The organism is Gilvibacter sp. (assembly GCF_965601605.1).
Classification (GTDB): domain Bacteria; phylum Bacteroidota; class Bacteroidia; order Flavobacteriales; family Flavobacteriaceae; genus Gilvibacter.
Map to the genome: position 1 here is coordinate 1 of NZ_CBFCWJ010000047.1, position 23,794 is coordinate 23,794.

The following is a 23,794-nucleotide window of genomic DNA, read 5'->3' on the forward strand; positions in this document are numbered from 1 at the left end:
AACATCCAAATGGTAATCGGGTACTTTGATCTCGGATTCCTCAAATCCCAGTTCCTCTTTGCTAGGAAATTCTTCCGTGGTTTTGACAAAGGCATCTGCGGTAACCTCAGGATAAGGTTTATGTTCACTCGGTTGGAAACGTTCCAGCCATTTGTTTTTAAAAGGAGTGTAGACCACATAAGGGTCGCCGTCATCTTTAAGGACTTCTTGCGGCTCAAAGATCACTTGATCTTTGTAGCGATTAAAGGTAATCCCTTCGGATTTCGCCCAGTCCGAAACGCTTTTATCCCGTTTACGAGCATAAGGTTCGTAGTCGCGATTGGTGTGAATTGCCGCAATATTATAGGTCGTCGCTAGCTTTTTAAGAACGTCTAGCGGATTCCCTTTGCGAATGCAAAACCCTGCTTGACCATCACTCAATTTGCTCTGTAACTTTTCTAGGCTGTCATAGATGAAATTCACCCGAGCATCATCTGCTGGCAATTCTTCTAAAATATTCTCATCAAAAATAAATAGCGGAAGTATTTTATGATCTCCATCAGCCGCTGCGTATAAGCCTGCATTGTCGTGGAGCCTTAGGTCCCTGCGAAACCAGAATAAAGCAATTTTTTCATTCTCTTTCATAGCGCAATTCTTAGGGTTTAGTGCATTTTAAGGCATACACTAAGGGGATTTTATTGTCAAATGGTTTTAGTTGGAATTTGCCCGGAGCTACTTCAACAGTTTGCTCAAAGCAGTTGTATGGCGAATAATCAAATTCTTGAAATGCCTTTAGCGTCAGTTTTTGATCCAAAAGGGCAGTGAGTACCTCGCTCAAGGGATGGTTCCAAGTCACGTAATCTGCGGTAAAGTCATTGGCGCCATCGGTATAGGATCCTGTTGAGGTTTCTTCAATTGGACCGTCGTTGAAATAATTGTGGGTCACGCCTGTCAGCGCATCGTCATACATCCAAACCACAGGATGAAACTCTGCCATGACAAACTCACCTCCGGGTTTTAGAAACTGATTGACTACCTCCGCCCATCGATCCAGATTAGGGAGCCAACCTATAGTGCCGTAGCTGGTAAAGACCACATCAAATTGTTTGTCCAAATGATTGGGTAGGTCATAAAGGTCACAACAAATAAAACTAGCATCTAAATCCAAACGCGTATTTAGCTCTCTGGCTTTATCAATGGCTGCATCGGAGAGATCCATCCCAGTAACTTTAGCTCCCATTCTGGCGAGAGAAAGACTGTCTTGCCCAAAATGACATTGCAAATGCAAAACTGATTTCCCGCTCACATCGCCTAACAATTCCAATTCAATGGAATTCAACGAGTTGTTTCCGCTTAAAAATCCCGGCAAATCGTAAAAATCAGACTCAACATGGGATGCTGTTCGGGTGTTCCAACTGGCTTTATTTATTGCTTTGTAATCCATCTTTACGCAACTTCATGACCTAAGGTTGCCTCGTAAATTCTAAACCACTGTTCATCGGTCAGTGCTACGCTTTGCGCGTTTACCGCATCCTTTAAACGTTCAATTTTGCCACTCCCAACAATTGGCATGATGCCCACAGGGTGTTTGAGTAGCCATGCATACATGACCGTGGCTATATCCGTACTAAGTTCTGCGCCAATGGCATGGATAACTTCTAACAAGGGCATGCGATCTTTGGTTGCCGAGGAGAATAATTTCCCTCCAGCCAAAGGAGACCAAGCCATAGGATGCATGTGCTTTTCTAGCAAATAGTCAATATTTCCATTATCAAAATGCTCCAAACAATTCACGGAGATTTCAATTTGATTGGTGATCATATCTTGATCCAGATAGGATTGCAAGGTTTTTGTTTGCTGAGGTGTGAAATTTGAAACTCCAAAATAGCGTACTTTTCCGCTTTGCTTTAGATGATCAAAGGCGCGTGCAACTTCGCTCGGGTCATATAGGGGAGAGGGTCTGTGCAAAAGCAAGACATCCAAATAATCCGTTTGTAAATTTTTCAATGATTGTTCTGCACTACCTACAATATGATCGTAGCTCAGATCATAGGATTTGACCGTTTCGCTCCGGATATTTTTCAGAGAGTAGTTTGATCCCACATTTGCTGACCAATTCCAGTCGGTCGCGCAAACTTGATTTGTTGGCCAAGGCCTTGCCAAAGATGGCTTCACATTCGTAATCCCCATAGATGTCGGCATGATCAATGGTAGTGACTCCTAGGTCTAATCCTTGCTCGAGTAAATTCAAGATGTCGTCTTGGGAGTATTCCCAATCCTTCAAACGCCAATAGCCGTGAATGAAGGTTGAAAAACTAAGGTCTTCAGTAAGTTGTTTTCTGCTGGATTGCATGCTCAGAATTTAATGGTTCTAATGTTAGTTACTCCTTGTTTCAAAAGATCGGCGATCTTTAAGGCGCGATCGATCTGTTTGTCTGTATTATTCACTGCAGCTACTGCTGCTAAAATGCTGCGTTGACCTCCTGGGGTCAGTTTTTCAAAGATGGCTTCCGCCTCGGGATCTGTTCGGATCACCTCTGCAAAGGTCTCGGGTACTTCAAACTGGTATTTGGTATCGTCTATTTTCACTGTGGCTTTAACCTCGCTTCCCAATTCCAGCTCCAGCGCTTTCATGTGCTTTTTGCTCAGCATGATAAAATGCCCAAAGGCTTTTCTAAAAAGTATGGCTGCATGGACTTTGTAATCAGGACTGAGGTGAACAATGACCCGCTTATTGCCACCCTCCTTTAATTTGTCAATATGAGTCTCGGGTAAGGGAAGGTAGCAGGACCAGCCTTTGCCTTGCTGTTTGACGGTGGTTGTATAGGAATAGATATCTGCCACTTATTTTAATCCTAAAGTGTCTCTTAAAACGCTGTCACTGTTGCTGTTTCTGCGCCAATAATCTGACCGAATACTTTTTATTAAGGTTCCTGTAGTGGTAATCATATCACTGCTTCCGAATCCTTTGGGATGGCTTTCTTCCCAGCCCATTATTTGATGTGGAAAGGCTGTTTGAAACTCGATCTTAAGCTCGCGCTTCAATTCAGGATAGGTCACCGTATAACTGCTGATACTATCTGTGGCATTCAAGCTCGCTATTGCCTTGTAAGCTTGTGCTTTGACGTGCTTTAAGCGGAGGTAGAAGAAGCTTGGGATCATCTCGAGCTCGCCTTGTGGCAAATTATCTGATTGCAATCGGATCATAGCCCAGAGGTCATCTTCTAAAAGAGCTTTGCTCAGACGCAACCCTTCTTGTCCTTCTCCTTGAAAATACGAGTTGATATCAATTTCAAATTGATCCGTATTCTTAAGCTCCATATAAACATGACCGCACCATTCTTGAACAGAAGTGGCGATCTTTAAACTGTGCTGCCCGTCCTCAAAAGGAAAGAAGCTTGAATTGATCATGGAATAAGGATAGATCCCCGTATTGAAGTTCTTGGTAAAATTCAGTTTGAGTACTGATGGATCTGCCGCCGTTGGATTGTCTGCCTTAGTGAAGCTTGTTTTAGAAAAAGGTTCAGTGACAAAGATCATGGCTGCCTGTCCTTCTCGGAGTTCTCCATATCGAGCTTGCGAAAGCGTATAACTTGATATCTCTGCGGTTCCATTGAACCAATAGTCTTTGTGCTCCTGAGAGGGTGTGTATTTGTAAGCTTCTTCTACAGTATCTTCTGGAGCAACTGCTGCGATCTCATTAGCCTCTTTACAACTTCCGAGGATCAGTACTAATGAAAGAAAAGTGAATAAGATTCTCATCGCTAAATGGCTTTAGGTCAGAGGTGCTCTTTTGGTCTTAAAGCTGTCCTTTTTCTGCTAATTCGTTCAGCATTTTGGTGTGCACCTCATGTGTTCCTTCAAAGGTACGAATGCGCAGGCGGTTGTCAAAGAGACTTTCACCTCTTTCCTTCTGATCTTTTAGTTTTTCTGGAGTGATGTATTGGTCCTTATCTCCGTAGATATAATAGACGGGTGTCTGCGGGTCCAAATACTCAAAATCAGATGGCTTTAGTTCCACGGGAATCCCTCCTGAGTGCAACACCAACATTTTTGGTTGAATCTTTCTACTGGCCATCCATCGGCAAACTACAGAAACGCCTTGCGAATATCCCATCAGGATCAATTGAGAGGTGTCTAAGGATTCCGACTCAAAAACTGCGTCGATGTACTTCAGGATGTTCTGGGTTTCTGCTAGGGTGTCTTCTCGGGTCAGCCAGCTTGCGCCTACATGTTTAAAATCGGGACCTTGATAGTATTTGCTAGGGGCTTGAGGCGCTACAATATAATTTGACTCTGGATCCATAGCTTTGAAATACTTCAAAAAGTAGCGGCTTAAATAGCCCATTCCGTGAAAAGCAAACCAGAGATTTTGGTCTTTTTCTCGCCGCTCATTCAAGGTTTCATAGCTGTTAGAGTTTTGGTAAATAACCCGTTTTGTAGTCATAAATGCTGCTGCCTAATTTTGTATATTTACAAAGTAAACGATTCAAATGGAGTATACCAAAGAAGAACTTTTAGCGCGTTGCAATCAAATGTGCAAAAACACCCTGATGGAAACCCTCCAAATTGAATTTGTTGATTTTAACGATCATTCCATAACTGCAAAAATGCCCGTGAATTCAAGAGTTCACCAGCCTGATGGTGTACTTCACGGGGGCGCTTCAGTGGCACTGGCAGAAAGTGTTGGAAGCGCAGCGGCCTTTATTTTCCTCGGAAAAAAGGATGTACAGGTCCGCGGAATTGAAATTGCAGCAAATCACGTAAAATCCATTCGGGAAGGGGAGGTTTTCGCCAAGGCGGAGATAATGCATAAGGGAAGGACCACACAGCTTTGGCAGATCCGAATTACCGATAATGAAAATAACTTAATCTCACTCGTAAAACTAACAACGCTAACCCTTTACAAGGAAAAACCATGACACTTTCAGATTTTACTCCCCAAGTTGAATCGCATTTTAAAAACAACCTTCCTTTTGTACTCTATAATGAACCAAACAACCTACAAGTCCATGCATTGCTGCAGCAGAGCGACAAGCAACACTTGGTAAAAAACCTAACGCGTACGGGCTTTGTTTTTATGCCCTATTCCAATAAGAACCGCGCTATACTTATCCCTGACGAACACGCTGATGCAATCTCAGCAGAGCTCGATGCAGAATATTTTCAAAGTTTAGCTCCTCGAGTTGCGGCAACAGATGTACCTATTGTGGCCGTCAACTATGAGCAAATGTTGGGAGATGCTATTGACCAAATCAATAAGGGAAACCTGCTCAAAGTAGTTTGCAGCAGAAAAGAAGTGGTGTCGGGCAGTTTTGATCCGATCGCACTATTTATGGCCACCTTAAAACACTACCACGATGCTTTTGTATACTCCTTCTTTCATCCTAAGGTTGGGTTTTGGATCGGTGCAACTCCTGAAACTTTTATCAAGGTAGATGGGACCACCTTTAAGACCATGGCCTTAGCAGGAACACAAAAGGTCTTTCCAGACATCAATCCGCAATGGACACCAAAAGAGGTCAATGAACAAAGCTTTGTCACTAAGGCAATTACAGAAAGTCTGGAATCCTTGGCAAAGGTCATTGTGGTTTCTAAGACCTACAATAAACAAGCGGGAGCGCTTTGGCATATATGTAATGATATCTCGGGTACGCTAAAGAACAAAAAGGAAATGCTACACCGTGTTTTGGAGGCTTTGCATCCTACACCGGCCGTATGCGGTTTGCCTCGAACCAAGGCCAAGAATTTCATCAGCAAACACGAAAATTACGATCGGGAGTATTATACGGGCTATTTAGGTAGAGTAACTTCTGGTTTAAATACGCAACTATACGTAAATTTGCGTTGTATGAAAATTACGGACCAAGCAGCCGAGATTTTTGTAGGTGGAGGCGTCACAGAAGGCTCAAACATTTTTGATGAATGGGTAGAGACTGTGAATAAAGCCGAAACCATGAAGCAAATTCTACGCTTGCCGGTTCCGTCTTAGAACGATGGCCCAAAACCCCGAAGCAGAGACATATTCCAGCATACCCTTAGCGCAATTGGCTGTTGCAGCCTGTAAAGTGCATGGGATCTCTCGAGTTGTTATTTCTCCTGGATCCAGGAACGCACCCCTTACTTTAGGGTTTACCAATGATCCCTATTTTGAGTGCTTTTCCATAGTTGATGAGCGCGTAGCGGCATTTTTTGGTTTAGGAATGAGTCAGTTTGATGGAGTTCCAACAGTTTTGATCTGTACCTCAGGTTCTGCGGTATTGAACTATTTTCCTGCTGTGGCAGAGGCTTATTACAGCAGAATTCCACTGGTTGTTTTATCTGCGGATCGCCCTTCGTATAAGATCGATATAGCAGATGGGCAAACCATTAAACAAGTAGGTGTCTTTGGCGACCACGTAAGCTTCTCTGCTCAGTGCATAGAAGACTGCGGTCCAAATTCGGTTAATCACCAGTATTTTCAAGAGGCTTTGAGTACGGCAATTTCAGCAAAACGCCCCGTACATCTCAACTTGCCGTTTGAAGAACCCTTATATCAGTTGGTGGCAGCTCCCTCGGTAAACTATTCCTTGGCGAATACACCAAATGAAGTTGCTGCGTTGCAGTTGCCGGTAGATTTTTTGGAAGATTTTGATCGGGCAGAGCGAATTATGATCATCGCTGGAGTAATGCCTCCGGAATCCATACCTTCTGAGGTGCTTGAAAAGTTACTGAACGATCCTCGGGTTTTAATGCTCACGGAGACCACTTCTAATTTACATCATCCTAAGATTGTCAGCGGTATCGATCAATTGATCGCGGCCTTGGACTCAGAAGAATTGGAGCAACTCAGACCTGATTTGTTGATTTCTTTTGGTGGTATGGTGGTTTCTAAAAAGATCAAGGCTTTATTGCGTGGGCATGCACCAAAATGGCATTGGCACGTAGATCCTTTAGAGGCTTATGACACCTATTTTGCGCTGAAAGGACATATTCAATCCCGGGCGACTCATTTTATAAATGCACTTCCCGAAAATCAAGGAAGTCAGAACGCATCGTATCAAAAAGACTGGTTGGCCAAAAGAGACAGTTTTAGAGAGAATCATCACCGTTATTTAGCGGCTATTCCCTTTTCAGACTTAAAGGCCTACGGTGCTGTGTTTGATGCCTTGCCGGAGGGAATTATCATGCAAGTGGCTAATAGTGCCGCCATACGTTATGCGCAACTCTTTGAATTACTAGAAAGTGTGGCCGTGTATTGTAACAGAGGAACCAGCGGTATCGATGGCTCCACCAGTACAGCTATTGGCCATGCCGTTAGCTGTGAAAAACCTGTGTTGTTTGTGACAGGTGATCTCAGCTTTTTCTACGACAGCAATGCGCTTTGGAACAATTATACGCCTGCTAATTTTAGAATCATTTTGATCAATAATTCAGGAGGTGGAATTTTTAGAATCCTTCCGGGAGATAAGTCCAAAGATAATTTCATCACTTATTTTGAAACGGTGCATGGACTGCGCGCAGAATCGTTAGCGCAAATGTACGGTTGGGATTACAGCAGTGCTAGGACAATGACCGAGCTACAACAAAACTTAGGAGATGGTTTCTGGCAAGGAGATAGACCTGCAATCCTAGAGGTATTCACCCCTAGAGAGGATAACGATAAGCTACTTCTGGACTACTTTGCAGCAGTCAAATCCGGATCAATTAAGGACTGACTCCATTCGCTTGCACTTTTAATGTCGTCAAAAACCGCAAAGGCCTTGGTAAAGAATTTGGATTCTAACATGGCATTAGCAGCGCTGACCGAGTCTTTGGCAACAATGGCTATTCCTTTTAGATTAGGTACCCGCTCCAGATACTTATAATCATTCGGCTGAACCGAATAACTATTGATTCTATTCGAGATCATGGTAAAGGGTTTTGGGCCGATGTACTTGAGACATTCCATTAAAAGTTGAATGCCCGTAACATAGGAAATATTGACACCTTCATTGAACTCAGTAATAACCAATTGATCATAGAAATAGATGTTTCCAAGGGCGGAATATTGAACGTGACGGGGGATTCGACCGTCATCGAAGTGGGTGTGGGGAGTGAGATTCATATCGCAGGCCTAAAATACTCAAACCTGCAATGAGGAACAAATTAAAAGCTGTTTGTTTTTAGCGTTGGTCTAAGTTGTACATTTGCCGCATGGAATTGGGTCAATACAATACACTAACTATCTTAAGGGAGACAGATCCTGGGCTTTACTTAGGAGATGCCGAGGAGAACGAAGTTCTACTTCCCCACAAATACAAGCCTCAACAATACGCTATTGGTGATGCTATTGAAGTATTTGTGTATCGTGACAATGAAGCTCGTTTGATCGCTACCACACTTACTCCTAAGGCGGTAGTAGGAGAGTTTGCTTATTTGCGCTGCTCTCAGCAAACGTCGCATGGAGCATTTATGGAGTGGGGGATTGAGAAGGACTTGTTTGTACCCTTCAAGGAGCAAGCCCGTAAAATGAATCCCGGCAGCTGGTATACCGTATATATCTACATTGATCCGAAGACAGAGCGTTTGGTAGGATCTTCTAAGACCAAGAAATACCTTTCTAATGAGAATATTACCCTGAAGAAATACGACAAAGTCGATATTTTGATCACTCACATTACGGAGCGGGGTGCCAATGCCATTGTGAACGGTCAACATGACGGTTTGATCTATATTGAAAATATCTTTGAGGATATTAGAAGCGGGGACCGGTTACCGGCTTATGTGAAAAAGATCCGGCCAGATAATAAGATCGATCTTTTGCTCCAGCAAGAGGGTTATCGCAGTATTGAACCCAATGCAGAATTCCTATTAGAGGAACTCGAAATGGCTGGAGGCTTTCTAGCGGTAACGGACAAGAGTGATCCGGAAACCATCAAAGAATTGCTCGGAATGAGTAAAAAGAGCTTCAAAAAGGCCCTTGGGTCCTTATACAAGGCCAGAAAGGTAAAGATTGAAGAAGACGGAATCAGTCTTACCTAAAAAAACGATTCCCGCTGTAAGGCGAACAGCGCCAACAAAATCCACGAGAAGTTAAAGGATCAAAGAGTTGCAATCCGCGCATTTCTGTGTAAACGGTATTGGTCACTTTGGATTGTTTGTCATTGGCATACGGACTTTGAACCGTAAAGCCGAGAGATTTCACCCGAATCGGTCTAATAGACATGGCGCGCACCCGGTCTCGATTGGTCTTATCAATTGCAGCGGACATATCTACAGGCTCCCAGAAGGAACCCGCCTCTGTATTGAAAACAATTGGCGTTAACGGATAGGATCCGGTATAAACAAAGTTGTACTCCTCAGAGAATATATCTGGCTCATCTTCTAAGACAAAAGCACCAAAATCTATGGTAAAGGTAGCTGGCTCTTGCGCCCAAACAGACGCAGACCCAAGCAGTAAGAGTAACAGTAAATAGATTCTTGGCCTTCTCATAGCTGTTGCTAAAATAGCAAAAATCGCACCAAAATTATACTAGCCGTATGTTAACGCTTGTACTTGGAAATACGGTTGCTAGGCAACAAAAGGGCATCTAGAGCTTGAATCAATTGCTTATGTGCAATAATGGGGATAGGGGCGAAAAGGGACTCAAGTTCTAGATGACTCTTGCTTGGACTTTCGTAAAAGACTACATGATAGGACTGCATGGCGGGGAAAAGCTCCAAAAACCACTTAAGGTCTACGGGATTGATGCTGTAGTCGTGTATGCGGTTAGAAATATAATGGAAGGGTTTATTCTCAGGGAAGAAATTAGAGATCGCAAAAATAATGCTGTAGGCTGCGTCTCTATCATAAACAGAAGCCTCGTGCATTTGCGAGATCACAAAATCATCAAAAAAGTATAGATCGGTACATTCTAAATTGACTTCTTTCTTGCAAAATTTATAGATAACTGAACGCTCAACTCTCATCCCCTAGAATTTTTGTACAAAGCTAGGGTTGGCCTAAGAGAAGCGATTCAAATCACTTGGCTGGAAACCAGTGTTTTAGATAAACGGGCGATAAATTCGATAAACTACCCTAAGTCTTAGAGATTCAGTTTGTTAGCTGTGTTTTTTGGCACTGCATCCTTGTGTACCATAATACTGATGCTTTTAAGGCGCATATAAGCTTCTGAGAAGTACACATAGCCACCAAAAGCAGTTCGGTCTTCTGCCGTACCCCAGCTGTTCTTCACTTTGTAATAGCGATTGCCTTGCTGATCTTTTACAATCCCAGTAATGTGCATTAAGTGATCGTCCGTAGTGCTGAAACTTTCAAAACGTTCTTGACGCAGGTCTTGGTCTACTTTGAGCTCTGGATAAATGGCTGTCCAGGCTTTTGGGGTCAGGCTCGCATCCGCAGGAACTACAGCAACTCCATTTTTAGAAGAGAAGCCGCGTTCGCTTACGTCGCAATCCAACTCAACGGTATAGCCATTCTCTAAGGCGTTATCTATGGTTTGCATGAGCTCATCCAAAGAAACATTGTAAAAGCTCCCGTTAGAGAAATTGTCCGGAATGTCTAAAATGCTCTGGGCGTACATCGGCATATGAGAAAAAGAAGTAATACTCACATAAGCCTCGGGATCCAAACCGGTCATTTTTAAAAAGGACTTTGGCGTATAGTTTTTTCCTTCAAAAAGGAACTGCTCTGGAATACTTCCTAAATAGACATCCAAAACACCTGCAACGGCCGTTTGCCAATTCGAGCTTAAATTGCGTCCTGGATTCTCAATATAGGTATTCAACATAGCTTTGATCACTGCAACCATTTCTGCATGGTTGTGTCTATCAGCGCCAGCTTCCAAGCCCGTATAGGCGCGATTAGGTACCAAGCCATAATCTCGGACCGAGTTGATCACATCATGGGCCAATCCACCTTCGCTAAACTGAGCTTTGCCTTGTCTCATGACGTAATTCCATGCTTTTTTAGGATAGGTCATGCGCACATTATACATCTCTGATAGGTCAATTTGTTGTCCAGAGATCCGCATAATTTCAGACTCTAAAAAAGAAGAGGTTGAAAAGCTCCAGCAAGTGCCTGTTACCCCTTGGCTGATCACAGGTGTCGCTTCGAGATCAATAAGCGTTGTAAATTGATAAGGTTCCTGTGCTTGATTATTAGAAACAAAGGTGAATAACAGAATTAGAGTAGTGATAATAGGACGCATAACAGCAAAGGTTTTTAAGAGTGGCTCAGCTAAAAAAGCCTTATTTTTACACGAAAATAGTGAATATGTCTAAAGCAAATTGGATCACCGCCAAAACCTATACTGATATCACCTATAAAAAGTGTGACGGAGTGGCACGCATCGCCTTCAACAGACCTGAAGTTCGCAACGCTTTCCGTCCTAAAACTACCAGTGAATTGTTGGACGCCTTTCACGATGCGCAAGAAGACACTTCCATCGGAGTTGTTTTGCTGAGCGCTGAAGGGCCTTCTCCCAAGGATGGAGTCTATAGTTTTTGTAGTGGAGGTGATCAAAAAGCGCGTGGGCATCAAGGATATGTTGGTGATGATGGTTATCACCGATTGAATATCTTGGAAGTTCAACGTTTGATCCGTTTTATGCCTAAGGCAGTTATTGCAGTCGTTCCAGGTTGGGCCGTTGGTGGTGGACACAGTTTACACGTGGTTTGCGATATGACCCTTGCCAGTAAAGAGCACGCTATTTTTAAACAGACGGACGCCGACGTTACAAGTTTTGACGGCGGTTATGGATCTGCTTATCTCGCTAAGATGGTCGGGCAGAAAAAGGCCCGTGAGATTTTCTTTTTAGGCCGAAACTATTCAGCCGATGAGGCTTTTCAAATGGGCATGGTTAACGCCGTAATTCCACACGATGAGTTGGAGGACACTGCTTTTGAGTGGGCTCAAGAGGTTTTGGCTAAATCGCCGACATCCATTAAAATGCTCAAGTTTGCCATGAACCTAACGGATGACGGTATGGTTGGCCAGCAAGTCTTTGCAGGTGAAGCAACACGCTTAGCTTATATGACTGATGAGGCCAAAGAAGGAAGGGATGCCTTTTTAGAGAAGCGCAAGCCTGATTTTGAAAAGAAGTGGTTGCCGTAGGGCAGGTTGTGATGAGTTGACAACCACCTCTTGTTCTACCTACAGATCAATTGAATTGCCGCTACTTTTGTTTTGCTTCAATTCGTTCAAGTCGCTCAGTTAGTTGATCTATAAGCGCACTTTGTTGGTTAAGTTGCTCGCTGAGTTCTTCGTTTTCTTTTTTCAGTTCGATGAGGTATAGATAGGCCTCTTCAATCTTTTCTAAATTGGTCATTGCAGTCTCGGCCAAATCAATTTTCATTCCGGCAGCAGCGATCTCGTCGTAAGATTTGACATTGGGTAAGTGGCCGTTAGCCTCAATGTATGCGGCCACAGCCGCTAATTCTTGAAAGCTGTATTCGGGTTTGATTTCTGAGTTTCCATTGAAATAACTTTCAAAAACGTAATCTGGATACGTAGTCGTGTCTGTAATGACATCTCCATTCACGGAGATATCTCCGTTGACAGTCATGGCGGAATCTCCAGCTCCAATGAAAAGATCTACCTCTACAACAGTCGTACCTCCTGAGAGAAATCGGAAGGAATCATCAACATCACTATATTGGATTCCCCAGTCATCAAAGGCTGTAGAATGTGCTGCCAACATTTTATTGCTGTTAGTTGTCCCTCCTGAGAACATATAGAGCATTGGAGCCGGAGTTCCTGCAGAAGCTGGGAAGCTTATGCTGGTTTGATCATTGGTAAAAGTGATGTCGTCTCCTGGATTAGAAAGGTTCAGGACGCTGCCGGTACGTGACCAGGAATTGTCATTGTCTGCCCAGCTCACTGTGCCGCTCCCGTTAGTGGTCAGTACTTGATTGGCCGCCCCATCCGTATTGGGAATATTATATGCCCCATTGATGTTGACAAAGCCGTTGAACCTTATTCTATTGGTGTTAAAATCTCCATGAATTAGAGGGTCACTAGTATTCGAGTTGTCAATGTACAATTGATCAGAGCCTGTTTCAAGCGCGCCCGCTTGGAATCCAATGAATACGTTTCCTGATGAAGTGGTAGTCAAACTCGTTGCGCTCTGTGTTCCAATTAAGGTATTGCGAAATCCTCTTGAATTGCCGCTGCTTCCAGCTCCTTGCCCAATAATAATATTCAAACCCCCTGTGGTTAATCCTGGAGCAGCTCCTTCACCAATAATAGTGTTACTTGTGCCAGAGTCCAAGCTAGCTGCGCTCAGAGTTCCCACCAACGTATTAGAGGTTCCAGAAAGAACATTGAGCCCAGAATTGGTTCCAATTGAGGTGTTACCCGACCCACTGACACGACGGAGGGCATTTACACCGACGGCGGTGTTTGCGCCTCCCGAACCGGTTTGCATTGCTGCACTACCAATAGCGGTATTGTTACTGGTTGTTGTCGCGCTTTCTAATGCTCCAAAACCAACTACGGTATTGTTAGATCCACTGCTGAGATCATTTAAGCTGTTGGTCCCAATTGCGGTGTTGTTATCACCAGATGTTAAATCTGTCAAGCTGGTTGAACCAATGCCGACATTTCCATTTCCAGTGGTGTTCGCGTCGAGTACCGAGCTACCAAGGGCAATATTGTTTGACCCCATAGTATTGGCGAATAGTGCTCTGGTTCCGAACGCTGCATTAGCATCTCCAGTGGTGTTGTTGTAAAGCGCATTCGATCCAATGGATAAATTGCTGGATCCAAGAGTATTGCTGAATAAGGCATTATAGCCAATGGCAACGCTTCCGCCACTGAGATCATTTCTCAGAGCTTGGGAGCCTATGGCAATACTGGTTGAGCCGCTGGTGTTTGAGTAAAGGGCTTGATATCCAATGGCTACATTATCTGATCCAGTTTCATTGGTTATCATGACACTTGAACCCAGAGCCACATTATTAGTACCAGTGGAGGTATTGGACAATGCTTCGGATCCAACTGCCGTGTTGTTAGAACTGCTATTTGCCCTTAAAGCTCCATGACCAATCCCGACATTGTTTACACCACCGCTATTGTTTCTCAGTGCACTTTGACCAATACCAATGTTTTGATTAGAGGTTCCGTCATCCGATAGCCCGGCGTCAACCCCTAAAAAGACGCTGTTGCCGTCGCTACTCCCATCGCTGAGGTTATTGATACTGTCATCGTCCAAGGCGCTTAAATTTTGCCAGGTGATGTTTCCACTTCCATCGGTTTGCATAATTTGCCCTACAGTTCCGCGGGAAGCAGGTAAAAGGTAGTTGTTAGTGGTTGAGGTGCCAATACTTACTTGTCCTAAGAAATATCCTGCATAGCTTCCTGCTTTGGTCACTTCTGAATATAGTCCATAATGGGTTCCATCACTGGTGCTATTGATAAAATTGTAGCTTCCGTATTTATCACCAGTTCCTAAGTTTAAGGTATTGTAAGTCCCGAAGTTGTTAGCTGAACCACCGCTTATAGCGTTGTAAGCACCATAACGAATTCCTGTTCCACTTGAGAGTTGATTGTAAACGCCGTATTTAGGAGAACTGTCTGTACTAATCAATCTGTTGTAGGTGCCGTAATGATCTCCAGTACCAGAGGATGAAATAGTATTATATGATCCATAACGCGCTCCTGGACCAACACCAACTACGGTATGAAGTGCACCATACAAAGGTGAACCGTTTGTGGTTCCTCCCGCAACGGTGGATCTAAATCCGACTTTCTGTCCGTTCCCAGAGCCACCGTAAGTAATATCATAGCCTACTTTGGCGCCTGTTCCCGTATTAGAGTTGATAATCCGTGCGCCGACTTTAGCAGCATTGTCTGTTCCGTCAAAGACCACACGAATGGTATTGTCATTATTACCGGCATAAATATTTAATGGAGCTGGAGCGACGGCAGCTTGTCCAATATTCACATTGCCTAGCGTGTAAATGTTGTCTGCAATGTCATCAGCAGGGGAGTTGGAGGGCAATTCCAACCAATCGGCATCACTGCCGTTGCCACCAATATTTACCCAATTGGTTCCTGCTTGATTCCAATAATAAAAACCGCGAGACACGGAGCCATTTCCTGTGGCAAATATCAGCATTCCATCTTGCGCAAGTGTTGGGTCGGTTGCGGGGAACTCATCTATTCGTGGAATCAGAATTCCATCTTGATTGCTTGGTGTGGTTAAGCTAGATGCTGGAATGTCCAGACTGGCATTAGGGCTTAGGGTATTGATTCCCACCTGTGCTGTGCCGACTTGTGGGGATAAGAAGGCAACAAGGACCACCAGTGAAAATCGTTTTATGAGCGTTTTCATAATACGAGCGGTTTTTTACTGATGTAAAACTATCCGCATCCCTAAAGAAGCTGTTGCTCATTTGTAACAATAGTGGTAAGGATTGTAACATTGCTTGTTTTCTAAGAAATAATGCGCCATTTGAGCAGGGTAAGAAATAATTGATGTTTCAACTTTTTTTGATTAAATAATTCAAATATTTAACAAAAAAGTTGATTAATTAAAATTACTAAAACGATTTCGTTGCGAATAGCTCATTGTGAAATTTTGAATTCCAAGGTCATTTCCTGACGATTTATTAGAGTATTCTCATTTTCATTAGCTCCGATTGCGATATTGATAATCCTTTTCAAATTATTGCCACTTGCCCTTGCCGCCCTCTTGAAAATGCCCACTTTTAAAGCTTAAATTTTTTTGAAAAATGCGAGCATACATCAAGGGAACTGGTTCTTATACACCAGAAAAAGTTGTCCCCAACAGTTTTTTTGAAGCCGTAGGATCTTCGGATGAATGGATTCACAAACGATTGGGCATTAAAGAGCGTCGGGTAGTGACAGATCAAACAACCAGTGATCTAGCTGCAAAGGCAGCCAAGCGTGCTTTGGAAGATGCTAATCTCTCACCAACGGATATTCAACTCATCGTTGTTGCAACTGCAACTCCCGATAGGCCAGCGCCTTCATGCGCGTGTTTTGTCCAGGAGAAGCTCGGAGCTTTTGGCGCTGTTGCATTTGATATCTCCGCAGTTTGTTCAGGAGCGTTATTTGCCTTGGCTACGGGAGCGCAATACATCAGCTCTGGAATGTTCCAAAGAGTAATGGTTATTGGGGCTGATACCTTTTCTAATATTACGGATTGGAACCGTCGTGATTCTGTCTTCTTTGGCGATGGTGCAGGAGCTATTATCCTTGAAGCAACAGAAGAGGACAAAGGTTTTATAGACTTTTTATTGCATACGGATGGCCGCGGAAAAGACGGATTCACTGTTTATGCCGGAGGTTCAGAGCAACCTGCATCCGAAGAAACACTAAGTAATGGAGGACATTATTTCACTATGGATGGTAAAGCAGTCTTTGAAACAGCTACAGCAGTCGTGCCCAAGAGTATCATGACTTTATTACAGCGCAATGATACTCATGTTGATCAACTCAAATATATGCTTCCGCATCAACCGAGCATTGGTATTCTAAAGACCATCGCAGAAAAAGTAGGTTTGCCTTTTGAAAAGGTTAAAACCAATATGGACAAATACGCCAATACCTCGGGAGGAACTATCCCCATCGTATTGAATGAAACCTTAAAAAATGAGCCACCCGAAGAAGGCGATCTGCTGCTCTTTGCAGCCGTAGGAGCCGGATGGACTTGGGGAACGGCCTTGTATAAATGGTAAACCAAATAGATATGTTAGCAGGTAAAACATTTTTGATCACAGGAATAGCAGACGAACAGTCTTTAGCGATGTATACCGCCAAAGAGATTATCAAAATGGGCGGAAAAGTAGTCTGTACGGCTCTAGGCGTAAGCAAGCACCATGGGGAATTGTCAGATAGAGCGAAGGCTTATTTGAATACCAACTTTGAAGATTTTCAACAATCTGTAGAACGCGCTTTAGGAAGGGACGTAAAGACTGCGGTGCTCGACGTGACTTTAGAGGAAAACGTTGCAGATTTTGCTCAGGAGTTAAAGGCAGAAGGAATAGTATTGGATGGTCTATTACATGCGATTGCTATGGATAAGACCATTAGGAATAAGCAAGTGAAACCACTGCTTGATGTTACGCGTGACGAGTTTTGTGACACTTTAGATGTGTCTGCTTATTCTTTAATTCGATTGACGCATCATTTGTTGCATGCTGAGGTCTTGCAACGAGGCGCTTCCATTTGCTCGATCAGCTATATTGCAGCGGAGAAGGTGACTTTTCATCCCTACAGAAACATGAGTATTGCTAAAGCTGCTTTGGAGCGGATTACGGTAGAACTGGCAGACGAGCTTGGACGCAGTCATGCCATGCGTGTCAATGCGGTAAGATTCTCACCGTATATGGGAAGCAAAGCAGGAACAGCAACGCTTATGCCGGAAGATGTGTCAACCTCAGATAAAATGAGTCCCCTAGGGAATGCTACCCCAGAGGACTTGGCTAAAGAGATCGTTCATTTATTCCGTCCAGATGTCCGCATCACAGGTGAGATCAGACATGTGGATGGCGGTTATCACGTTACTGGCTAGTAGGCTTGTTCGTGTACGTTGGCTACGGCCCGCCCGCTTGGGTCGTTCTGGTTTTTAAAGCTTTCATCCCATTCTAGAGCGACTGGTGAACTACAAGCTACAGAAGGTACAGAAGGTACGCTCCATGCGGCAGTTTCGCTTGGGAAGTGCTCTTCAAAAATACTGCGGTAGTAAAACTCTTCTTTAGAGGTTGGCGGTTGTACCGGGAATCTAAAGTGAGCGTTGGCCAATTGCTCGTCGCTGACCAATTCTTCCACCTGAGCTTTTAAGGTGTCAATCCAGTTGTATCCCACACCGTCACTGAATTGTTCTTTTTGTCTCCAAGCAACTTCTTCAGGTAACATATCTTCAAAGGCTTTGCGCAAGATCCATTTTTCAATACGACCTTCTTTGATCATTTTGTCTTTCGGGTTGAGTCGCATCGCCACATCCATAAATTCTTTGTCCAAGAAGGGAACACGACCTTCAATTCCCCAAGCCGCCAAGGATTTATTAGCTCTCAAACAGTCGTATTGGTGCAAAGTACTCAGCTTACGAACGGTTTCTTTATGGAATTCCTCTGCGCTTGGCGCTTTGTGGAAGTACAAATAGCCGCCAAAGATCTCATCACTGCCTTCTCCAGATAATACCATTTTGATTCCCATGGCTTTGATAGCGCGAGCCATTAAATACATAGGAGTAGAGGCGCGAACCGTTGTAATATCATAGGTTTCCAAATGATAGATCACATCTCGAATGGCGTCTAGTCCTTCTTGAATGGTGAACTTTACTTCGTGGTGAACCGTGTCTAAATGATCAGCAACTTTTTGGGCCGCTGCGAGATCTGGTGAACCTTCTAAACCAATAGCAAAGGAGTGCAACTGCGGCCACCAAGCCGATTCCTTATCTCCAGATTCAATCCTTTTGTCAGCATAGCGCTTGGCCAAAGCAGAAGTGACAGAAGAATCCAATCCGCCAGAAAGTAGCACCCCATAAGGTACATCAGACATCAATTGACGTTTTACCGCAGCGTCTAAAGCTTCACGAAGTTCTTCAACACTGCTCTCGTTATCCTTAACAGCATCATAATCCATCCAATCTCGGCTGTACCATTTTTTGAGCTCCCCATCTTTGCTGTATAGGTAGTGCCCCGGAGGAAACAACTCGATCTTGGTGCAGACGCCTTCCAATGCTTTGAGCTCTGAGGCCACATAAAAAGTACCGTCCTTATCCCAACCCATATACAAAGGGATGATTCCCATATGGTCTCTGGCAATCAGATAGGCGTCCTGCTCCACGTCATACAATGCAAAACCAAACATACCATTCAGATCATCAATGAAATCGGCTCCCTTTTCCTTATACAATGCCAAAATCACTTCACAGTCTGATTTAGTCTGAAAATTATAGCTGCCTTCAAATTGTTTGCGCCAATATTGATGATTGTAAATCTCTCCATTTGCAGCCAATACTAAATTCCCATCCTCACTAAAGAGCGGTTGTTTTCCAGAAGTAGGATCAACGATCGCTAAACGCTCGTGAGCCAAGATCGCTTTAGGGTGATCAAAGATTCCGCTCCAATCGGGCCCGCGATGCCTGAGGCATTTAGCCATGGTTAATAATTGAGGTCGCAACTGCTGAGCAGGCTGCTTAAGGTCAAAGGCGCATACAATTCCACACATAATTTTGTTGTTTAGTTTAAATCAAAAAAAAAGCCCGTCAAGTACAAAAACCTGACGGGCAATATCTTAGCGACAAGTTTCTGCTAGGGCATCCTGTTATTATTATTGTTATTGAAATTGAAAGTAGCCATATTGTCTAACTTAACTTGTCTGTTGTTATCTGGTGTAAATGTTCGAATTATTTTTTTAATATCAAAATCCGAATTGAAAAAATAGGACAGGAAAAACCCTCTAAAGTGTTGGGAAGTCCTGTGGATTCGCTTCATGCATGATGCTGTAAACTTTTTCAAAAATATCTTCAACAGAAGGTTTTGAGAAGTAATCTCCATCAGATCCATAAGCTGGACGGTGTGGTTGAGCCGATAGGGTTTGTGGCTTACTGTCCAGATGCTGCCACACGTTTTGCTTCTCTAAAATCTCTTGTAATAAATAAGCTGAAGTTCCACCAGGCATATCCTCATCGATCACCAAAAGACGATTGGTCTTAGCCACACTTTTAGCTACATCTTGATTGAGATCAAAAGGCAGTAGTGATTGCGCATCGATCACCTCCGCATCAATACCAACCTGCAATAGAGATTTTGCAGCTTGTTCTACCAATCGCAGGGTAGAACCGTAAGAAACAAGGGTAATATCACTCCCTTCCTTCACGGTTTCTACAACGCCGATCGGCGTTCTGAATTCCCCTAAATTGCTCGGCATTTTCTCTTTAAGACGGTAACCATTCAAGCACTCAACAATAAGTCCGGGCTCATCACTTTCTAAGAGCGTATTGTAAAATCCGGCAGCTTTGGTCATGTTGCGAGGTACTAAGATGTACATTCCGCGCAGCAGGTGAATTAAGGCGGCCATTTGAGAGCCACTGTGCCAAATTCCTTCTAAACGGTGTCCGCGCGTTCTCACAATTAGCGGAGCTTTTTGCATGCCGTGGGTTCGGTAGCGTACCGTAGCCAAATCATCACTCATGATCTGAATACAATAGAGAATATAGTCCAGATACTGAATTTCTGCAATTGGTCGCAGGCCGCGCATGGCCATTCCGATTCCTTGGCCTAGAATAGTCGCTTCACGAATTCCTGCGTCCGCAACACGCAGATCGCCAAATTTCTCTTGTAGGCCTTCTAAACCTTGGTTAACGTCTCCAATTTTACCAGAATCTTCACCAAAGATCAAGGTTTCTGGTTTGGTTCTAAAGATGTGTTCAAAGTTATCACGAACCACAACGCGCCCGTCAACTTCTTCTGTGCTGTTGTCATAAACGGGCAGGACCTCTGCAATAGCAGTGGCCTTTCCTTCATGCTCGCTGTATAGATGAGCGCTGTATTTGGGTTGGATACGCGCTTTATAGCTCTCGATCCATTGGTGTAGTTTTGTTTTTGCTTCGGATGTTTCTCCTACCAAATACGGCAATACGGAGCGTGTTGCCTTTAAAATGTCGCTTCTAAACGGCTCTGTATTGGCTGCTAAATTCTCACGGATCGGTTTGATAAAACTACCGTTTGCACTTGCAGCTTCTACTTCTGTTAATAATTGAAGCGCTTCTTTTTGTTCCTGTAACTGACCACTTAAATAGGCGTTCCAAGCAGTTTTCTTGCCTTCACGTACTTCTTTTTTTATGGTCTTCTCGAGCGTGGTAAGATCTTCTTCGGTAGCGATGTTGTTTGCCAACATCCACTCGCGCATCTTCAAATTACAGTCGTGCTCTTGTTCCCACTGCAATCGCTCTGGAGATTTGTAACGCTCGTGTGAACCACTGGTAGAGTGGCCTTGCGGTTGCGTGAGTTCTTGTACGTGGATCAAGACCGGTACGTGCTCTTCACGAGCCAAACGTCCGGCTTGTTGGTAGGTGTTGATCAGCGTGGCGTAATCCCAGCCTTTTACCGTCATAATCTCATAACCGTCTTCCTCACTATTGCGTTGGAATCCGCTGAGCACAGCGGAAATATTTTCTTTGGTAGTTTGGTCTTTGGCGTGCACAGATATTCCGTACTCATCGTCCCAAACACTTACTACCATGGGTACTTGTATAACCCCAGCAGCATTGATGGTTTCCCAAAAGTGTCCTTCACTGGTTGAAGCATTACCTATAGTTCCCCAAGCTACTTCATCGCCACCTTTAGAGAATTGCGTATGCCCAGAAAGTTCTTTGACGTTTCTAAAGATCTTAGAAGCTTGGGCCAAACCTAGGAGTCTGGGCATTTGACTCGCTGTAGGAGAGACATCAGAACTGCTGTTCTTTTGATCCGTAAGGCGTTTCCATTGTCCTTTGGCATCTACACTGTGGGTAGCAAAGTGACCGCCCATTTGACGTCCAGCAGACATGGGGTCGTGGTCTAGGTCAGTATGTGCATAAAGTCCAGCAAAGAACTGTTGAATGTTCAAAGCGCCTATGGCCATCATAAAGGTCTGGTCGCGGTAGTATCCACTGCGCCAATCTCCGTTTTTGAAAGCCTTTGCCCAAGCGAGCTGAGGCACTTCTTTTCCGTCACCAAAAATCCCAAACTTGGCTTTTCCGGTAAGTACTTCACGACGTCCCAACAAACTGCATTCGCGACTGGTCACGGCTATGCGATAGTCATTAAGTACTTGAGCCTTAAAATCTTCGAAGCTGATCTCGGTTTCTGATTGCGGATGTGTTTGCATAGTGTGCTACTTTTTGCGCGAACACAAAATTAGCGAAAATCGTCGGATTGAGCAATAGCCGCAGAAGGCGAAATATTAACAAATTCACAGTCAAACATGATTTTGATTGCGAATTATTGAATAAATGTCAATATTCTGGAATTCTGTTAAATATTTATCAATGAATTTGCAGCCCTTAATACCACTCTCGGGTAAAGAGTCTAAAGAGGGTTTGAGGGCTTAGGGTTACGATAAATCGGATGCGTTGATCGTAGTTTCCTAAACTCGGTTCCCATCCCAAGTTGGAGTAAAGGGGAAGGAAGACCTCAAAATAGTCAGCCACAAGGCTCAATCGAATTCCAGAATCAAAAACAGCCTGAGTGCCTCGATCTCGGTTGTGTATCAGTCCGGCGTCACCATAGGCAAAGATCCATTTCCAAATATTGGTACTGGCATTGACCGTGGCTATCCAACTGTTGGAGAATGCAGGTTCCAACTGAGATTTAAAACCTCCTTCTGCAATGATAATCTGCTGAGAGAATATCCCAGAATCGTCGCTACGCCCGTAGTAGTCGTAATCAAATAGGTAATCCGTAGGGCGGTCCAAAGCAAAACTGAAGAAATCATCATCCCTCGGCGTATCATTAAACAAAAATACTCCGGCAAAGAAACGCAGGTTCAACTGTCTGTTACTCAAAAATAGCTTGCGATATTCAAGCGTAGTGGTCACCTTACTGAACTGATCCGATAGCTCATAACTAAAGGTTCCCTTATAAAAGTCGATCAGGTTGTTGTCTGAATAGGTGTATTGCAGATTAAATACACTGTAATTTGGGGTTTCCAAAGGAACGTTAGGATCCTCATCACGATCAATATTGATGTTTCTCAGACTAATGGTCTGTCGCATATTGCTGCGAAGGTTGTCGGGATCTCTGAAAGAGAAAGTGATGAATGGCGTGTAGCGTCTAAAATTCAATCCGACGTTATACGAACTCGTTCCACCAGAGAAACCATAACGCATGGCGTAAAGAGAACGGTTTTGGATATAATCCGTATAAACCACAGAAGCACTACCCACAATTTGATTGGACTTTAGTGCATAACGCGGCTGAATGCGGTAGTTCCAGTTTTTGGGAAGCACCGTTTTATTGTAGAGTTTAGGCCCAATAGAGAGTCCGTCATAGACGTTAAAGTCAAAGACGGGCATCACAAAACTCTGGTTGTATTTGGGGTCCTCAACATCTAAAAAGAGTCGGAATTCTATCGGTTTGTTAAAGATCCCTTTGAGGTTTTTATAGTTGTTTCGGTTGTTGATCTCAGGCACTACCCGTTTGTAGTTCAAAGCCAATTGCCTGATCCCTTCTCGAGGAATGGTCACCGTGGTCAAACTGTCCACTGGAGCCAACCAGGTCTTATAGACAATAGAATCCTTATGCAGACCATAGAGGGGAACCGGTACTTTTACACCTGTTTTATTTTTAATGGTTACCCTTAAGGAGTCACCCATACGTTTTACGCGTTTGATCTTAAAGTCTATGGGGACGTTGGTCTCTACATATTCATCAAAGAACCAATCCACAGGCAATTCTGCTTTCTGCTTCACTAAATCTGCAAAGGCCTCAGAGCTAGTTGGTTTCAATACGTTTTGCTGATAAAAGCTGCGGATGGATTCGTCTAAGGCATCAGAATCCAAATAGTTCTTTAAAAATTTAAAACCGACTCCTGCTTTATAACTGGAGGCGATATTCTTGTTGAACTTTACCAAAGAATCCTTAGCGGTGGTCAGGGATTGATCCAAGTTGTTTCGCACCATATTCATATACAGCAGCTCGTACTGATCATTAAATTCCAGATCACTAGCGTGAGACCATTTGATCACCCAAAGATTGCTCAAACTCCCGATGATCTTCATGTCTGGATAGTACAGATCGGTATACTTCATCATCAAATACACCTGAATCCCTCCGTAAAGCCAGTGATCCTTTCGGGGGTCCAGCATCAAGGTGTTCTTGAGATACTTGGCCGTGATGG

At 43.7% G+C, this 23,794-nt stretch carries 21 protein-coding genes and 1 pseudogene; 7 read left to right on the forward strand and 15 right to left on the reverse strand.

The genetic code is table 11. The features are described 5' to 3' along the window. The 7 genes from ACSLP7_RS13675 to ACSLP7_RS13705 form a co-directional block, all read right to left on the reverse strand. Nucleotides 1-624: deoxyribodipyrimidine photo-lyase (locus ACSLP7_RS13675; RefSeq protein WP_435579825.1), on the reverse strand; the 624-nt coding region annotated here is incomplete at its 3' end. A gap of 10 nt (nt 625-634) precedes the next feature. Further along, complete coding sequence (locus ACSLP7_RS13680) at nt 635-1,423, reverse strand: class I SAM-dependent methyltransferase (RefSeq protein ID WP_435579826.1); 789 nt, start codon at nt 1,421-1,423, stop codon at nt 635-637. Nucleotides 1,424-1,425: 2 nt separating this feature from the next. Then, complete coding sequence (locus ACSLP7_RS13685; protein ID WP_435579827.1) at nt 1,426-1,986, reverse strand: aldo/keto reductase; 561 nt, start codon at nt 1,984-1,986, stop codon at nt 1,426-1,428. A gap of 40 nt (nt 1,987-2,026) precedes the next feature. After that, nucleotides 2,027-2,332 (reverse strand): aldo/keto reductase, encoded by a 306-nt coding sequence (locus ACSLP7_RS13690; RefSeq protein ID WP_435579828.1) that lies wholly within the window; start codon nt 2,330-2,332, stop codon nt 2,027-2,029. Nucleotides 2,333-2,334: 2 nt separating this feature from the next. Continuing rightward, nucleotides 2,335-2,823 carry a YdeI/OmpD-associated family protein gene (locus tag ACSLP7_RS13695; protein WP_435579829.1) on the reverse strand — a complete coding sequence of 163 codons (489 nt, stop codon included), beginning with the start codon at nt 2,821-2,823 and terminating at the stop codon, nt 2,335-2,337. Continuing rightward, nucleotides 2,824-3,741 carry a septum formation inhibitor Maf gene (locus tag ACSLP7_RS13700; RefSeq protein WP_435579830.1) on the reverse strand — a complete coding sequence of 306 codons (918 nt, stop codon included), beginning with the start codon at nt 3,739-3,741 and terminating at the stop codon, nt 2,824-2,826. A 37-nt stretch (nt 3,742-3,778) separates the two neighbouring features. Further along, the gene (locus ACSLP7_RS13705) at nt 3,779-4,426 is read right to left on the reverse strand and encodes an alpha/beta hydrolase (RefSeq protein ID WP_435579831.1); all 648 of its coding nucleotides are present in this window, start codon (nt 4,424-4,426) and stop codon (nt 3,779-3,781) included. A gap of 46 nt (nt 4,427-4,472) precedes the next feature. Between ACSLP7_RS13705 and ACSLP7_RS13710 the strand changes: the two genes are divergently transcribed. Genes ACSLP7_RS13710 through menD form a run of 3 tightly spaced genes read left to right on the forward strand, consistent with a single transcriptional unit; the run spans nt 4,473 to nt 7,676 of the window. After that, the gene (locus ACSLP7_RS13710; protein ID WP_435579832.1) at nt 4,473-4,901 is read left to right on the forward strand and encodes a PaaI family thioesterase; all 429 of its coding nucleotides are present in this window, start codon (nt 4,473-4,475) and stop codon (nt 4,899-4,901) included. After that, nucleotides 4,898-5,971, forward strand: coding sequence for an isochorismate synthase (locus ACSLP7_RS13715; protein WP_435579833.1), 1,074 nt, complete (start codon nt 4,898-4,900; stop codon nt 5,969-5,971). The genes ACSLP7_RS13710 and ACSLP7_RS13715 overlap by 4 nt, the downstream gene beginning before the upstream one ends. Before the next feature lie 4 nt (nt 5,972-5,975). Beyond that, on the forward strand, nt 5,976-7,676 hold the full coding sequence (gene menD, locus ACSLP7_RS13720; RefSeq protein ID WP_435579835.1) for a 2-succinyl-5-enolpyruvyl-6-hydroxy-3-cyclohexene-1-carboxylic-acid synthase: 1,701 nt from the start codon (nt 5,976-5,978) through the stop codon (nt 7,674-7,676). On the opposite strand, the gene ACSLP7_RS13725 is transcribed toward menD, so the two are convergent. After that, nucleotides 7,637-8,065, reverse strand: a complete 429-nt coding sequence (locus tag ACSLP7_RS13725) for a hypothetical protein (RefSeq protein WP_435579836.1) — start codon at nt 8,063-8,065, stop codon at nt 7,637-7,639. The two genes, menD and ACSLP7_RS13725, sit on opposite strands and share 40 nt — an antisense overlap. A gap of 89 nt (nt 8,066-8,154) precedes the next feature. Here ACSLP7_RS13725 and ACSLP7_RS13730 point away from each other — a divergent pair, with 89 nt between their 5' ends. Beyond that, complete coding sequence (locus tag ACSLP7_RS13730; RefSeq protein ID WP_435579837.1) at nt 8,155-8,982, forward strand: CvfB family protein; 828 nt, start codon at nt 8,155-8,157, stop codon at nt 8,980-8,982. Here ACSLP7_RS13730 and ACSLP7_RS13735 read toward each other — a convergent pair. The 3 genes from ACSLP7_RS13735 to ACSLP7_RS13745 all read right to left on the reverse strand — a co-directional run bounded on the left by ACSLP7_RS13735 (nt 8,975) and on the right by ACSLP7_RS13745 (nt 11,150). Continuing rightward, on the reverse strand, nt 8,975-9,433 hold the full coding sequence (locus tag ACSLP7_RS13735; RefSeq protein WP_435579838.1) for a hypothetical protein: 459 nt from the start codon (nt 9,431-9,433) through the stop codon (nt 8,975-8,977). The genes ACSLP7_RS13730 and ACSLP7_RS13735 overlap by 8 nt on opposite strands. Before the next feature lie 50 nt (nt 9,434-9,483). Continuing rightward, nucleotides 9,484-9,909: a hypothetical protein gene (locus tag ACSLP7_RS13740; protein WP_435579839.1), complete on the reverse strand. Its 426-nt coding sequence runs from the start codon at nt 9,907-9,909 to the stop codon at nt 9,484-9,486. 116 nt (nt 9,910-10,025) lie between these two features. Further along, the gene (locus ACSLP7_RS13745; protein ID WP_435579840.1) at nt 10,026-11,150 is read right to left on the reverse strand and encodes a C1 family peptidase; all 1,125 of its coding nucleotides are present in this window, start codon (nt 11,148-11,150) and stop codon (nt 10,026-10,028) included. Nucleotides 11,151-11,215: 65 nt separating this feature from the next. Here ACSLP7_RS13745 and ACSLP7_RS13750 point away from each other — a divergent pair, with 65 nt between their 5' ends. Next, nucleotides 11,216-12,055 (forward strand): 1,4-dihydroxy-2-naphthoyl-CoA synthase, encoded by an 840-nt coding sequence (locus tag ACSLP7_RS13750; RefSeq protein ID WP_435579841.1) that lies wholly within the window; start codon nt 11,216-11,218, stop codon nt 12,053-12,055. Between the two features lie 61 nt (nt 12,056-12,116). Here the strand turns inward: ACSLP7_RS13750 and ACSLP7_RS13755 are convergent, their stop codons facing one another. Then, nucleotides 12,117-15,275, reverse strand: a complete 3,159-nt coding sequence (locus ACSLP7_RS13755; RefSeq protein ID WP_435579842.1) for a hypothetical protein — start codon at nt 15,273-15,275, stop codon at nt 12,117-12,119. Between the two features lie 400 nt (nt 15,276-15,675). Between ACSLP7_RS13755 and ACSLP7_RS13760 the strand changes: the two genes are divergently transcribed. Both ACSLP7_RS13760 and ACSLP7_RS13765 read left to right on the forward strand, forming a co-directional pair. Continuing rightward, a complete protein-coding gene (locus tag ACSLP7_RS13760; protein ID WP_435579843.1) occupies nt 15,676-16,644 on the forward strand; it encodes a beta-ketoacyl-ACP synthase III in 969 nt (322 codons plus the stop codon). Between the two features lie 11 nt (nt 16,645-16,655). After that, nucleotides 16,656-17,480, forward strand: coding sequence for an SDR family oxidoreductase (locus ACSLP7_RS13765; RefSeq protein ID WP_435579844.1), 825 nt, complete (start codon nt 16,656-16,658; stop codon nt 17,478-17,480). Here ACSLP7_RS13765 and asnB read toward each other — a convergent pair. The 3 genes and pseudogenes from asnB to ACSLP7_RS13780 all read right to left on the reverse strand — a co-directional run. Next, on the reverse strand, nt 17,477-19,141 hold the full coding sequence (asnB, locus tag ACSLP7_RS13770) for an asparagine synthase B (protein WP_435579845.1): 1,665 nt from the start codon (nt 19,139-19,141) through the stop codon (nt 17,477-17,479). The genes ACSLP7_RS13765 and asnB overlap by 4 nt on opposite strands. 231 nt (nt 19,142-19,372) lie before the next feature. Continuing rightward, nucleotides 19,373-21,784 (reverse strand): alpha-ketoacid dehydrogenase subunit alpha/beta, encoded by a 2,412-nt coding sequence (locus ACSLP7_RS13775; protein WP_435579846.1) that lies wholly within the window; start codon nt 21,782-21,784, stop codon nt 19,373-19,375. A gap of 175 nt (nt 21,785-21,959) precedes the next feature. Then, a pseudogene (locus ACSLP7_RS13780) lies at nt 21,960-23,794 on the reverse strand (metalloprotease); the annotation flags it as partial.